A 12,932-nucleotide genomic window follows, 5' to 3' on the forward strand; every position below is an offset into this window, starting at 1 on the left:
CCTCCCACATTTGGTTTTGTGTAAGGTCTTCAGACTTGCAGTGCCAGGTCGATCAGGGCATGCAGCTCTTCGACGCTCAGGGGCTCTGTCGAAAATAGAATTCGGAATACCGTGGGTGCTGCGAGCAGGTTGATCAGGCGGTCCACGCTGGGGGCTGCCTGCTCCGGGTAGCGATCGACAATGACCTGCAACTGCCCGCTCAAGATACTCACGCAATACCCCGGCGTCAGGCTGCACTGCACGTCGCGCATCATGTTGCGCCCGGGCTCCGAACTCATTTCGTCCAGGTATTGCTCAGCCCAGGCCAGCAGGTCGCCGCGCAGGCTGCCGGTAGTGGCCGGCTCGGTGTCCGGGCGCATGCGTGCCAGGGCTACGTCAGCCAGCACGGCGGAGAGGTCGCCCCAGCGACGGTATATGGTCGAGGGGGTGACGCCCGCGCGTGTCGCAATCATCGGTACGGTGATGGTGGCGCGCTCATGGGTCTGCAGCAGTTCGCGGACGGCCGAATGCACCGATTCTTGTACCCGGGCACTACGGCCCCCCGGGCGAAGGCCTTCTCTGATCGCCATGAGTAAAACCTTAACACAAAGAATTTGCTTTAAGCGTCGACGGGTAGCACACTTCACAAAAGCAAAATATTAGCTTTAGCGGAGCGTGCCTATGTCAAGCAAGCCTATGTCCAGCAAGCCTATGCCCAGCAACCTGTCTCAACGGTCCAGCCTGACATTCCTGGTCATCACCGTACTGACCTTTCTGGCAGCCTCCAGCGCGCCGACGCCCTTGTATCAGGTGTATCAGGACAACCTGCATTTCTCCGCGGCGATGCTGACGCTGATCTTTGCCGTGTATGCCGTGAGCCTGCTGGCGGCGCTGCTGACGGTGGGCTCGCTGTCGGATTATGTCGGGCGCAAGCCGGTGATTTTCGTCGCGTTGGTCCTGAATATCGTGGCGATGCTGCTGTTTATCAACGCCGACAGCACTGCGTACTTGATCGCCGCGCGTGCGCTGCAGGGCTTCGCCACCGGGACGGCCACGGCAGTCCTGGGTGCGACGTTGCTTGACACCGACCGCCTGCGCGGGCCGATGCTCAACAGCCTCGCGCCGATGCTGGGCATGGCCAGTGGCGGCCTGGGCAGCGGTTTGCTGGTGGAATACGCACCGTGGCCGACCCAACTGATCTACTTCGCCCTACTCGGATTGATGGTGCTTCAGGCGTTGTATGTCTGGCGCTTGCCGGAAACCGTCAGCCGAATCCCGGGGGCCTTGAAGTCCCTGGCGCCGACCCTGCATGTGCCGCAGCGGGCACGGCGCGCCTTGGGGTTGGCAATGCCGCTGAATGTGGCGGTATGGGCGCTGGGAGGGTTCTTCTCATCCCTGGCGCCCTCCCTGGTACGGGCCGCCACTGGGTCGACGTCGCACTTGATCGGCGGTGGCCTGGTGGCGGTGATCACCCTCAGTGGGGCGCTGATGATCTACAGCCTGCGCGAGCATCCTGCGGACAAGGTCATGCGGCTGTCGGCGGCATTGCTGGCGGCGGGCGTAGCGCTGTTGCTGGTGGCTGTGCAAAGTGCCAGCTTGTGGCTGTTCTTCGCCGCCAGCGTGATTGCAGGCCTGGGTTTCGGCGGCGGGTTCATGGGCAGTGTGCGCAGCATCGTGGGATTGGCCTTGCCCCATGAGCGAGCGGGGTTGATGTCGGCGTTCTATGTGTTGAGCTACCTGGCGTTCTGCCTGCCGGCGCTGCTGGCGGGTAACCTGAGTCGGGAATTCGGTCTGATTGCGACCACTGATGCCTACGGCGCGCTGCTTATTCTGCTCGCCATCAGTGCCTTGGCCGGGCTGCTGTTGCAGCGCACGCCATCGCCTAGTATCTATAAAACAGATAACAGTTAGAGATATTACCCGTTATATAGATATTCGATACGCTTCTATGATGGCTGCAACCTCATGCGAGGAAGAGGATTGCCATCATGACCTGCTCGACAAGCATCAGCTATAAACCCTTCAGCCACCTGACCCGTCCTCGGGAAGTGATTCGCCAGTTCACCCCGAACTGGTTTGCCGCGACCATGGGGACCGGCGTGCTGGCGCTGGCCCTGGCGCAACTGCCGGTCAATCTGCCCGGTTTGCGTGCGGTCGCCGAAGGCCTGTGGATGTTCACCATCGGCCTGTTCGTCTTGTTCAGCGTGCTGTATGGCGCACGTTGGCTGATGTTTTTCCACGAGGCACGCAGGATTTTCGGGCATTCCACGGTCTCGATGTTTTTCGGCACCATCCCCATGGGCCTGGCCACCATTCTGAATGGTTTGCTGCTGTTCGGCCTGCCGCGTTGGGGCAGCGCTGTGATTCCCCTGGCCGAAGCCCTGTGGTGGCTGGACGTGGCCATGGCGTTGGCCTGCGGTGTGTTGATTCCGTTCATGATGTTCACCCGCCAGGAACACAGCATCGACCAGATGACCGCAGTGTGGCTGCTGCCGGTGGTGGCCGCCGAGGTCGCCGCCGCCAGCGGTGGTCTGCTCGCGCCACACCTGGCCGATGCCCATGGGCAACTGGTGATGCTGGTAACCAGCTACGTACTCTGGGCGTTCTCGCTGCCGGTCGCCTTCAGCATCCTGACCATCCTGATGCTGCGCATGGCCCTGCATAAACTGCCCCACGCCAATATGGCGGCATCGAGCTGGCTGGCGCTGGGCCCCATCGGCACCGGTGCCCTGGGCATGTTGCTGCTGGGCGGCGATGCGCCCGCGATCTTCGCCGCCAATGGCCTGCCGGGAGTTGGCGAAATGGCCAACGGGCTCGGCCTGGTGGCCGGAATCACCCTGTGGGGCTTCGGCTTGTGGTGGATGTTGATGGCGGTGTTGATCACCCTGCGTTACCTGCGCGGCGGTATTCCGTTCAACCTGGGCTGGTGGGGCTTTACCTTTCCGCTTGGGGTTTACGCGCTGGCCACGCTCAAGCTTGCCAGCCTGCTGCACCTGGGGTTCTTCAGCGTATTGGGCGGTGTGCTGGTGGTGGCTCTGGCGCTGATGTGGCTGATCGTGGCCACGCGCACGGTGCAGGGCGCCTACAAAGGCGAGCTTTTTGTTTCGCCATGCATTGCGGGGCTAGCGAATAAGTAAGCGGGATTAGGTAAAGTCGTGGCCTGACTAATAACAGGCCACGCAGGAACACGGACGATGAGCCACCCCTCACAATTCACCTTGCTGCGCACACGGCGTTTCCTGCCGTTTTTCATCACCCAGCTTTTGGGCGCTTTCAACGACAACATCTTCAAGCAGTCGCTGATTCTGGCGATTCTCTACAAGCTCAGCATCGACGGCGACCGTTCCATCTGGGTCAACCTGTGCGCCTTGCTGTTCATCCTGCCGTTCTTCCTGTTCTCGGCGCTGGCCGGGCAGTTTGGCGAGAAATTCAATAAGGACGCGTTGATCCGCGCGATCAAGCTCGGTGAAATCGTGATCATGGCCGTGGGCGCCACCGGTTTTCTCTTCAATCACCTGGAATTGATGCTGTTGGCACTGTTCGCCATGGGCACCCACTCGGCGCTGTTCGGCCCGGTGAAATATTCGATCATGCCCCAGGCCCTGCATGACGATGAGTTGGTCGGCGGCAACGGCCTGGTGGAAATGGGCACGTTCCTGGCGATTCTTGCCGGCACCATCGGCGCGGGCATCATGATGTCGTCCACCCATTACGCGCCGGTAGTGGCCGTGGCAATTGTCGGCGTGGCGGTGCTGGGGTACCTGGCCAGCCGCAGCATTCCACGGGCGGCGGCCTCCACGCCGCAATTGCGCCTGGACTGGAATATCTTCACCCAATCCTGGGCCACGTTGCGCATGGGCCTGGGACAGACCCCGGCGGTGTCGCGGTCCATCGTCGGCAATTCATGGTTCTGGTTCGTCGGCGCGATCTACCTGACGCAGATTCCGGCCTACGCCAAGGAATGGCTGTATGGCGATGAAACCGTCGTGACCCTGATCCTCACCGTGTTCTCTGTGGGGATCGCCCTGGGCTCGATGCTCTGCGAAAAGCTCTCGGGACGTAAAGTGGAGATCGGCCTGGTGCCGTTCGGCTCGTTCGGCCTGACGGTGTTCGGCCTGCTGCTGTGGTGGCATTCCGGCGGCTTCCCCCAGAATATCCAGGCCAACGACTGGCTGGCGGTGCTCGGCTACGGGCAAGCCTGGTGGGTGTTGTTCGATATCCTCGGCCTGGGTGTGTTCGGCGGCTTTTATATCGTGCCGCTGTACGCGCTGATCCAGTCGCGCACCGCCGAAAACGAGCGTGCGCGCGTGATCGCGGCCAACAACATTCTCAATGCACTGTTCATGGTGGTGTCGGCCATCGTCTCGATCCTGCTGCTGAGCGTGGCCAAGCTGTCGATCCCCGAGTTGTTCCTGGTGGTATCGCTGCTCAACATCGCGGTCAATACCTACATCTTCAAGATCGTGCCCGAGTTCACCATGCGCTTCATGATCTGGCTGCTCAGCCATTCCATGTACCGCGTCGAGCACCGCAACCTGGAACGGATTCCGGATGAAGGCGCGGCCTTGCTCGTTTGCAACCATGTATCGTTTGTCGATGCGCTGCTGATTGGTGGCGCAGTGCGTCGGCCGATTCGTTTTGTCATGTACTACAAAATCTACCGCTTGCCGGTGCTCAACTTTATCTTCCGCACCGCCGGGGCGATTCCGATTGCCGGGCGTCACGAGGACATCCAGATCTACGAAAAGGCCTTCGCGCGGATTGCCGAGTACCTGAGGGACGGCGAGCTGGTGTGCATCTTCCCGGAAGGCAAGTTGACCGGGGATGGTCAGATGAATGAGTTTCGCGGTGGCGTGACGCGCATTCTGGAAGAGACGCCGGTGCCGGTGATTCCGCTGGCGTTGCAGGGGCTGTGGGGCAGTTTTTTCAGTCGCGATCCGAACAAGGGGTTCTTTCATCGGATCTGGTCGCGGGTGGTGCTGGTGGCGGGGGAGCCTGTTCGTACAGAGGACGCGACGCCTGCGCAGTTGCAGGCTGTGGTCGGTGTTCTGCGGGGGAGTGTCAGGTAGTTCTGTGCTTGGGGGGACTGGCCTCATCGGGGGCAAGCCCCCTCCCACCTTTTGCTTTGTGAACGCATTCAAAATGTGGGAGGGGGCTTGCCCCCGATGGCGGTAGCGGCCTAAGCGCTGATCTTGAGGCCAATCAGCCCGCAAATGATCAACGCCACGCTGGCCAACCGAAACAACGCCATGGACTCCCCAAACAGAATAATCCCGGCGATCACCGTACCCACGGCGCCCACTCCCGTCCATACGGCGTAGGCCGTGCCCAACGGCAATTCTTTCACCGCCAGCCCCAACAGGCCAAGGCTGATGGCCATGGCGGCGACAGTGAGTACGGTGGGCAGTGGCTTGCTGAAGCCGTCGGTGTACTTAAGGCCGACGGCCCAGCCGACTTCAAACAATCCGGCGAAAAACAGAATGATCCAGGACATGATGACCTCGCTTCTTCAGGCGGGGTCGTCCCCGGATTCAACGCGCACAGGCGTCGCGGGGTCGTCCCCGCGTGGTGCCAAGAGTGCCGAATATGGGTCGGTCGATCAAGTGTGCGGGGTATCTTCCAACGCGCGGCGATCTTCCTTCTCGCTCATGCGTCGAAAGTAAGTCGAGAGCAACGCCCCGGAAATATTGTGCCAGACGCTGAACAGCGCACTGGGCACCGCCGCCAGTGGCGAGAAGTGCGCACTGGCCAATGCGGCGCCGAGCCCGGAGTTCTGCATGCCCACTTCCAGCGCCAACGACTTGCGTTGCGCCAATGGCAACTTGAACAGGCGCCCGGTGAAGTAGCCGAGCAGGTAGCCGAAGCTGTTGTGCAGCATCACCACGGCCATGATCAACAGGCCCGACTCGGCAATCTTCGCCTGACTGGCGGCAACCACGGCGGCGACGATGATCACGATGCTGACCACCGAGACCAGTGGCAGCACATCGACCGCATGACGAACCCGATCACCCAGCAAGCGTTGCGCGAGTACGCCGAGCACGATCGGCAGCAGCACCACTTGCAGGATCGACCAGAACAGCTCCATGAACGACACCGGCAGCCAGGCCGAGGCCAGCAGCCAGATCAGCGCCGGGGTGAGCAGCGGGGCGAGGAGGGTGGTGACGGCGGCGATCGCCACCGACAGTGCCAGGTCGCCACGGGCCAGCCAGGTCATTACGTTGGATGACGTACCGCTTGGGCAGCAGCCCACCAGAATCACGCCAACGGCAATTTCCGGCGGCAGGTGAAAGACCTGGCACAACAACCACGCCACGCCGGGCATGATCACAAAATGCGCGACCACGCCCAGGGCGACGCGCCACGGATGGCGGGCGACCTCGGCGAAGTCTTCGAGTTTCAAGGTCAGGCCCATGCCGAACATCACCAGGCCCAGCAGTGGGACGATGGCGCTTTTCAGGCCGAGGAACCAGCTGGGTTGGAGAAATGCGACGACGGCAAAGATCAACACCCAGTAGGCGAAGGTATTGCCGACGAAGCGGCTCAAGGCGGCGAGTGCGCGCATGGAGGGTGTCCTTCTTGTTCGATTTTTGAATTGGCAATGCAATCAAAAGTGGGAGGGGGCTTGCCCCCGATGGCGGTCTATCAGCTAATGGATTTTTGCCTGATACACCGCTATCGGGGGCAAGCCCCCTCCCACATTTTGACTTTCACATGGCTCAGATGCCTTGTGGGGTCTCTTCACCGCCGAGTGCTTCGATCAACGCCGGCAGGAATTCGCCGAAGGTCAGCATCATCAGGGTAAAGCTGGCGTCCAATTGGCCCAGGGCTTCGTCGCCGCCGTCCTGTTCGGCCTGGTCCTGCAGCAAGTCTTCGAACTTCAGGCGCTTGACGGTCATCTTGTCGTCGAGCATGAAGGACAGCTTGTCCTGCCAGGCCAGGGACAATTGGGTCACGACTTTGCCGGTGGTCAGGTGCAGCTGGATTTCTTCGCCGGTCAGGTCCTGGCGCTTGCAGCGCACGATCCCGCCGTCTTCGTGGGTGTCGCGCAGTTCGCATTCGTCGAGCACAAAGAAGTCGGCTGCCGGTTTCTGGGTGGTGACCCAGTCGGTCATGATCGCCGTCGGTGCGGTTTTTACGGTCAGCGGGCGCACCGGCAGGGTGCCGATCACTTCGCGCAGGGTGGAGAGCAAGTCTTCCGCGCGTTTCGGGCTGGCCGAGTTCACCAGGATCAGGCCCTGTTTAGGCGCGATGGCGGCGAAGGTCGACGAGCGACGAATAAAGGCGCGTGGCAGGAAAGCCTGGATGATTTCATCCTTGATCTGGTCGCGTTCCTTTTTATAGACCTTGCGCATTTGCTCGGCCTCGATCTCCTCGACCTTCTCTTTAACCGCGTCGCGTACCACGCTGCCCGGCAGGATGCGTTCTTCCTTGCGCGCGGCGATCAGCAGGAAATCCCCGCTGACGTGGACCAGGGGAGCGTCTTCACCTTTACCAAAGGGTGCAACGAAACCGTAGGTGGTCAGTTCCTGGCTTGCACACGGGCGCGCCAGTTTGGTGGCCATGGCCGCTTCCAACGCCTCGGCATCAACAGGCAGATCTTGGGTCAGGCGATAGATAAGCAGGTTCTTGAACCACATGGGGTGAGTCTCTCCTCTATACAAAGGGGGGCATTATTCTCTTGATCACGCCGCAGGCCAACCCTGCGTAAGCCATTGGAAGGGCTGAAAAAAAAGATTTAAGAAAGTGCTTGCCAGACCTGGGAGCGCTCCGTAGAATGCGCGCCACACCGAAACGAAGGGTGATTAGCTCAGCTGGGAGAGCATCTGCCTTACAAGCAGAGGGTCGGCGGTTCGATCCCGTCATCACCCACCATTCGCTTCATGTGTTACGCGCAGCGGTAGTTCAGTCGGTTAGAATACCGGCCTGTCACGCCGGGGGTCGCGGGTTCGAGTCCCGTCCGCTGCGCCATATTCGGTAGCCTGGAATGCTGAACGACAGGTCACCACGGAAAGCCCGCTCATTGAGCGGGCTTTTTATTGCCCGCAATATGGCAAAAAATCGTGCGGTAAACTTTTTTTAAATAAAGTGCATTTAAATCAAGACATTACGATTTTTTGGTGTATGATGCGCCCACACCGAAACGAAGGGTGATTAGCTCAGCTGGGAGAGCATCTGCCTTACAAGCAGAGGGTCGGCGGTTCGATCCCGTCATCACCCACCATTCGCTTCACGTGTTACGCGCAGCGGTAGTTCAGTCGGTTAGAATACCGGCCTGTCACGCCGGGGGTCGCGGGTTCGAGTCCCGTCCGCTGCGCCATATTCGGCAACCTGGAACACTGAACGCCAGGTCGCCACAAGAAGCCCGCTCATTGAGCGGGCTTTTTTTCGTCTGCACAATTGCGCTGCAATTGCATCTCCAACCACGCGTTTTAATCGACAGTTAAGTTGCGCCAAGCCTCTTTAGCGCAGCTCAACCGAATTGACGTGCCGGTTCCGCTGTGGTTTTTGGTTTCCTGCTACGTGTCAGCTGATAAGCAATGGCCAGCCATATGAACCATCCGGGCATGACCATCAAGGCAACGCGGGTGTCAGGTCTCAATGCCAGCAGGCAGAGAACGAAGCCCATGAACGCCAGTGAGAGCACTGCCATTGGGACGCCGCCCGGCATCTTGTAGGCAGATTTAGCGTGAAGCTCAGGGCGCTTTTTGCGATAGGCAATGTAGGACGCGAGGATGGTCGACCAGGTGAATATCACCAGAATCGCTGACACCGTGGAAACGATGGTGAATGCGGTCATGACCTCCGGAACGATGAACAGCACAAGTACACCCACCAGCATCAATAATGTCGTGAAGGCCAGGCTCAGCAGAGGCACGCTATTGCCCGATAGCCGCCGAAAAATACCCGGAGCATTGTCTTGATTGGCCAGCCCGAACAGCATACGGCTGGATGAGAACACGCCACTGTTGGCCGAGGAAGCGGCGGATGTCAGAACCACGAAGTTAACGATGCCGGCTGCTGCGGGGAAGCCTGCGACGAGGAACAGTTCGACAAAAGGACTTTTCACAGGTGAAACCTGCTGCCAGGACGTCACGGCAATAATGCAGCCCAATGCCAACACGTAGAACAGGATGATTCGCAGCGGAATCGAGTTGATTGCCTTGGGTAGGGTCTTCTCCGGAGATCGGGTTTCTGCCGCTGCGGTGCCGATCAGTTCGGTGCCGGCAAAGGAGAATATCGCCATCTGGAAACCGGCGAAAAAACCCAGCAAGCCATTCGGGAATGCAGCCTGTTTATCCACCAGGTGACCCAGGGACGCGGTAACGCCACTGGGGGATACGAACGAGCTGGCAATCATCACGAGGCTGACGCCAATAAGCGTTACGACGGCGATGATCTTGATGATCGCGAACCAGAATTCGACCTCACCGAAAAGCCTGACCGTCAGCACGTTCAAGGCAAACAGGGTCGCCAGCATCCCGATAGCCGGTATCCAGGCAGGCAGTTGGGGGAACCAGTACTGGAAAAAGCCGCCCACGACCACGGCATCGCCGATCACTGCAACGCTCCAGCTCAGCCAATACGACCAACCGAGAAAAAATGCGGCGCGAGGCCCCAGGTACGCGCCGGCGAAATCCGCAAAGGTCTTGAAATTCAAATTCGATAGCAGCATTTCGCCCATGGCGCGCATGACGAAGTAAACGAACAGGCCGATGATCATGTAGATGAGGATGATCGAGGTGCCGGAGAGGGCGATGATCTTTCCGGAGCCCATGAACAAACCCGTGCCAATGGCTCCGCCCATGGCCATTAACTGGATGTGACGATTGCTGAGCGTGCGCTGCAGCGCAGGCTGCTCAGCCCGCTCTGATGAGTTCGATTTCATTTCAAAACCTCTTGGTCTTATGTTTTTGAGTTTTGGCAGAAAAATGGATATCCAGCGCCACTGTCAGGATGCAGTGGCGGGTGACGGTGTTGTTTTATTTGGGCAGTGACGGCCCGCTGCAGATGCCTTGGGGCGTCACTCGCAGGTCAACTGGCCGTGCGCAGAAGGGCGGCTTTGGTGGGTTGCTGATCAAGCATCTGGAACAGGTTTTTTATATTTTCAGGCGTGGGTACCAGGTGGATGTGCCGGCCGACTTGATGTTCGTGCGCCATCGCCTGCAGGTAGCGAAGCGATGAGAAATCCTCGAGGGCAAAGCCCACTGAATCGAATACCGTCACCTGTTCATTGTTCTCGCGTCCCTGGACGTCGCCTTGCGCAATCCGGAAAAACTCGATGACGGGTGAGTCGGCCTCCAGTTGCTGAATATCACCTTCAATCCGCGTTTGAGGTTCAAACTCCACGATGACCCGCGCGTTGCGCAGGATGTCGGCGTGCAGTTCGGTCTTGCCCGGGCAGTCGCCGCCGACGGCATTGATATGCATACCGGGCTCAATCATCTCGGGCGTCAGGATCGTCGCGTAGGCCTTGTCGGCGGTAACGGTGGTGACAATGTGCGCGCCCTTGACCGCCTCCTGTATGGAGTCGGCGTGAATCACTTTGATCGTCGGGAAAGCCGCCAGGTTGCGCAGCAGCTTGAGTGAGGCGTCGCGATCAATATCGAAGATGCGAATTTCATTGATGCCCAGCATTTCGTGGAAGGCCAGCGCCTGAAACTCGCTCTGAGCACCATTGCCAATGAGCGCCATCGAGGTTGCCCCAGGACGGGCAAGCGCACGCGCGACCAGTGCCGAGGTTGCAGCGGTACGCACAGCAGTGGTCAGTGTCAGCTCGCTGAGCAGGGTTGGATAGCCACTGTGGACATCGGCCAGCAGACCGAATGCCATCACCGTCAGCAGGTTCTGCTGACCATTGTCCGGGTGGCCATTCACGTACTTGAAGGAATACTGCTTGCCATCATCGGTAGGCATCAGCTCGATCACACCATTTGCGGAGTGATTGGCCGTGCGCGGCGACTTGTCAAACTGCGCCCAGCGTAAATAGTCTGCTTCGATGTAGGTGGCCATCTCACGGATTGCCCGGCGGATACCAATCTTGGCGAACAGGCGCGCGGCATCATCGACATCCAGGAAGAGCGTCATTTTTATTCTCCAATCTATCCAGTTACGCGTTGTAGAGTCAGGGGGGATCAGGCGCGTTTGCTCTCGAAGCCATGCAGTACGTTCACCGCATTGATGCCGATTTCATCGACCATGTAGCCGCCTTCCATCACGAAGAGGGTGGGGCAACCCACACTCGCTATCAGCTCGCCGATCCCGATGAAGTCCTCGCTTTCCAAAAGGAAGTGACTGATCGGGTCGTCCTTGAAAGTGTCGACGCCCAGTGAGATCACCAATACTTCTGGCGCGAACTGCTGAAGTTTTCCGCAGGCATGAAGCAGGGCGTCGCGGTAGCGTTCCCAGGCGGTGTTTTTCGGCAATGGATAGTTGAGGTTGAACCCTTCGCCGTGACCGGCGCCGATTTCATCGCTGAACCCCGAATAGTAGGGATAGGACACGGCCGGCTCGCCGTGCAGCGAGACGAACAGCACGTCGTTGCGCGGGTAAAAAATGTTCTGGGTACCGTTGCCGTGATGAAAATCGACGTCGAGTACCGCGACACGTTTGGCGCCCTGAGTGATTGCCTGCTGTGCAGCAATGGCCGCATTGTTGAGATAGCAGTAGCCCCCCATATATTCACGCGCCGCGTGATGGCCCGGCGGACGACACAGGGCAAAGGCACTGTCGTGGCCTTCGTCGATAAGTGCCAGCCCCGTCAGGGCGATATCGGCACTGGTCTTGACGGCCTGCCAGGTCGTGGCGGTGATTGGCGAGCCGGCATCCATTGCGAAGAAACCGAGTTTGCCGTCAATGAACGTCGGCACTTGATCGTTGGCCAAGTCACGTACAGGCCATACCAGTGGCAGGGCGTCATGGGTGCGTCCTGTGGCGCACCACTGCGACCAGGCACTTTCCAGGAAGCTCACGTAGCGTTCGCTGTGGGCGTTGACGTAACACGAGCGGTCAAACACGCGCGGTTCGACTATCCGGCCAAGGCCTGTTTGCTTGACACGGTTGTAAACGGTGTCGGCCCGACTGGGCTGCTCAAACGACGGCTTGAGCACGCCATCCTTCAACTCGGTGCCATGGTGCAGACGGTGGGAATCACTGAAAACTGTAAACATTCTGCGCATCCGTTAATGTGAGCCAGTGCAAATATTCTGTTCTGGTCGGGACGCGATTTCTTTGCTTTGTCTTCGTGCTTAAGGATATTTATCGGGCGATTTAACTCAGGAACAGCGTAATGAAGAAAAATATATCCAGGCGCATCAGCCTCGACGAGACCGATCTGGCCATTCTTGAGTTGTTGCAGGAGGACGCGAGCATTTCCAATGCCGAACTCAGTGAGCGGCTTTCATTGAGCCTCACGCCTTGCTGGCGGCGGCGCAAGAGAATGGAAGAGGCGGGCGTGATAAAGGGTTATCAGGCAACGCTGGATCGAAGAATGCTCGGGCTGGATATCATGGCGTTCGTGCACATCCGCTTTTCCACCCATGCCGATCATGCGCCGGACGCCTTCGAGGCAGTGATTGCGCAATTGCCGCAAGTATTGGCCTGCCACAAAATCACCGGAGACGCCGATTACGTGCTTCAAGTGTTGGCAGAGGATCTCGATAGCTATAGCGACTTTATCGAGCAAGTGCTGAGGCGCCAGGTCGGTATTGCGTCTATTCAGTCGAGTCTGGCGTTGCGTGAAATCAAGACCGGTAGTCGCATTGCCATACCCAAATTGAGCAAGGGTTAATCGGGATGGGCACCGCACTACGCTCGGTGTGCAGTAGAGCAATCGGGGAAATTGAAGGCAAAGGCAGCGTTCGGTTTGCGTCACATTGCAACGGGAGGGGCGTCATGCAGCACCTGGATCCCTTATCCTTGCACTTGTTCATTCTGGTCTGTGAAGAGGGCAC

General features: G+C 59.1%; 11 protein-coding genes and 4 tRNA genes. 8 read left to right on the top strand and 7 right to left on the bottom strand.

The features are described from left to right. Positions 1-29: 29 nt before the first annotated feature. On the bottom strand, positions 30-569 hold the full coding sequence (locus tag BOP93_RS09085; RefSeq protein ID WP_104502334.1) for a TetR/AcrR family transcriptional regulator: 540 nt from the start codon (positions 567-569) through the stop codon (positions 30-32). Positions 570-690: 121 nt separating this feature from the next. On the opposite strand from BOP93_RS09085, the gene BOP93_RS09090 reads away from it, so the two are divergent. From BOP93_RS09090 to BOP93_RS09100, 3 genes are all read left to right on the top strand, one after another. Next, positions 691-1,890 carry an MFS transporter gene (locus BOP93_RS09090; protein WP_104505259.1) on the top strand — a complete coding sequence of 400 codons (1,200 nt, stop codon included), beginning with the start codon at positions 691-693 and terminating at the stop codon, positions 1,888-1,890. Between the two features lie 77 nt (positions 1,891-1,967). Continuing rightward, positions 1,968-3,116 carry a TDT family transporter gene (locus BOP93_RS09095; protein WP_104502335.1) on the top strand — a complete coding sequence of 383 codons (1,149 nt, stop codon included), beginning with the start codon at positions 1,968-1,970 and terminating at the stop codon, positions 3,114-3,116. 57 nt (positions 3,117-3,173) lie between these two features. After that, positions 3,174-5,048, top strand: a complete 1,875-nt coding sequence (locus tag BOP93_RS09100; protein WP_104502336.1) for an MFS transporter — start codon at positions 3,174-3,176, stop codon at positions 5,046-5,048. Positions 5,049-5,158: 110 nt separating this feature from the next. Here BOP93_RS09100 and sugE read toward each other — a convergent pair whose 3' ends face one another. From sugE to rdgC, 3 genes are all read right to left on the bottom strand, one after another. Continuing rightward, positions 5,159-5,473: a quaternary ammonium compound efflux SMR transporter SugE gene (gene sugE, locus BOP93_RS09105; protein WP_065888204.1), complete on the bottom strand. Its 315-nt coding sequence runs from the start codon at positions 5,471-5,473 to the stop codon at positions 5,159-5,161. 105 nt (positions 5,474-5,578) lie between these two features. After that, a complete protein-coding gene (locus BOP93_RS09110) occupies positions 5,579-6,544 on the bottom strand; it encodes a bile acid:sodium symporter family protein (RefSeq protein ID WP_104502337.1) in 966 nt (321 codons plus the stop codon). Between the two features lie 154 nt (positions 6,545-6,698). Further along, positions 6,699-7,619, bottom strand: a complete 921-nt coding sequence (gene rdgC / locus BOP93_RS09115) for a recombination-associated protein RdgC (protein ID WP_065893686.1) — start codon at positions 7,617-7,619, stop codon at positions 6,699-6,701. Between the two features lie 159 nt (positions 7,620-7,778). Here rdgC and BOP93_RS09120 point away from each other — a divergent pair. The 4 genes from BOP93_RS09120 (at position 7,779) to BOP93_RS09135 (ending at position 8,299) form a co-directional block, all read left to right on the top strand. Then, a tRNA-Val gene (locus BOP93_RS09120) sits at positions 7,779-7,854 on the top strand. 19 nt (positions 7,855-7,873) lie between these two features. After that, positions 7,874-7,950, top strand: a tRNA-Asp gene (locus BOP93_RS09125). Positions 7,951-8,127: 177 nt separating this feature from the next. Continuing rightward, positions 8,128-8,203, top strand: a tRNA-Val gene (locus BOP93_RS09130). A 19-nt stretch (positions 8,204-8,222) separates the two neighbouring features. Further along, a tRNA-Asp gene (locus BOP93_RS09135) sits at positions 8,223-8,299 on the top strand. A gap of 153 nt (positions 8,300-8,452) precedes the next feature. Here the strand turns inward: BOP93_RS09135 and BOP93_RS09140 are convergent. From BOP93_RS09140 to BOP93_RS09150, 3 genes are all read right to left on the bottom strand, one after another. Continuing rightward, positions 8,453-9,868 (bottom strand): amino acid permease, encoded by a 1,416-nt coding sequence (locus BOP93_RS09140; RefSeq protein WP_104502338.1) that lies wholly within the window; start codon positions 9,866-9,868, stop codon positions 8,453-8,455. A gap of 146 nt (positions 9,869-10,014) precedes the next feature. After that, entirely contained in the window at positions 10,015-11,067 is a 1,053-nt protein-coding gene (locus tag BOP93_RS09145) for an ornithine cyclodeaminase (RefSeq protein ID WP_104502339.1), read from the bottom strand. Positions 11,068-11,114: 47 nt separating this feature from the next. Further along, on the bottom strand, positions 11,115-12,149 hold the full coding sequence (locus BOP93_RS09150) for a histone deacetylase family protein (protein ID WP_104502340.1): 1,035 nt from the start codon (positions 12,147-12,149) through the stop codon (positions 11,115-11,117). A 119-nt stretch (positions 12,150-12,268) separates the two neighbouring features. On the opposite strand from BOP93_RS09150, the gene BOP93_RS09155 reads away from it, so the two are divergent. Then, positions 12,269-12,769 (top strand): Lrp/AsnC family transcriptional regulator, encoded by a 501-nt coding sequence (locus BOP93_RS09155; protein ID WP_065888210.1) that lies wholly within the window; start codon positions 12,269-12,271, stop codon positions 12,767-12,769. The last annotated feature ends 163 nt before the right edge of the window (positions 12,770-12,932 follow it).

Origin of the sequence: Pseudomonas orientalis (genome assembly GCF_002934065.1) — a bacterium.
Lineage (GTDB): Bacteria > Pseudomonadota > Gammaproteobacteria > Pseudomonadales > Pseudomonadaceae > Aquipseudomonas > Aquipseudomonas orientalis_A.

Coding starts and splice junctions, on each gene's coding strand:
- BOP93_RS09085 (WP_104502334.1), bottom strand. CDS start 569: ATGGCGATCAGAGAAGGCCTTCGCCCGGGGGGCCGTAGTGCCCGGGTA.
- BOP93_RS09090 (WP_104505259.1), top strand. CDS start 691: ATGCCCAGCAACCTGTCTCAACGGTCCAGCCTGACATTCCTGGTCATC.
- BOP93_RS09095 (WP_104502335.1), top strand. CDS start 1,968: ATGACCTGCTCGACAAGCATCAGCTATAAACCCTTCAGCCACCTGACC.
- BOP93_RS09100 (WP_104502336.1), top strand. CDS start 3,174: ATGAGCCACCCCTCACAATTCACCTTGCTGCGCACACGGCGTTTCCTG.
- sugE (WP_065888204.1), bottom strand. CDS start 5,473: ATGTCCTGGATCATTCTGTTTTTCGCCGGATTGTTTGAAGTCGGCTGG.
- BOP93_RS09110 (WP_104502337.1), bottom strand. CDS start 6,544: ATGCGCGCACTCGCCGCCTTGAGCCGCTTCGTCGGCAATACCTTCGCC.
- rdgC (WP_065893686.1), bottom strand. CDS start 7,619: ATGTGGTTCAAGAACCTGCTTATCTATCGCCTGACCCAAGATCTGCCT.
- BOP93_RS09140 (WP_104502338.1), bottom strand. CDS start 9,868: ATGAAATCGAACTCATCAGAGCGGGCTGAGCAGCCTGCGCTGCAGCGC.
- BOP93_RS09145 (WP_104502339.1), bottom strand. CDS start 11,067: ATGACGCTCTTCCTGGATGTCGATGATGCCGCGCGCCTGTTCGCCAAG.
- BOP93_RS09150 (WP_104502340.1), bottom strand. CDS start 12,149: ATGTTTACAGTTTTCAGTGATTCCCACCGTCTGCACCATGGCACCGAG.
- BOP93_RS09155 (WP_065888210.1), top strand. CDS start 12,269: ATGAAGAAAAATATATCCAGGCGCATCAGCCTCGACGAGACCGATCTG.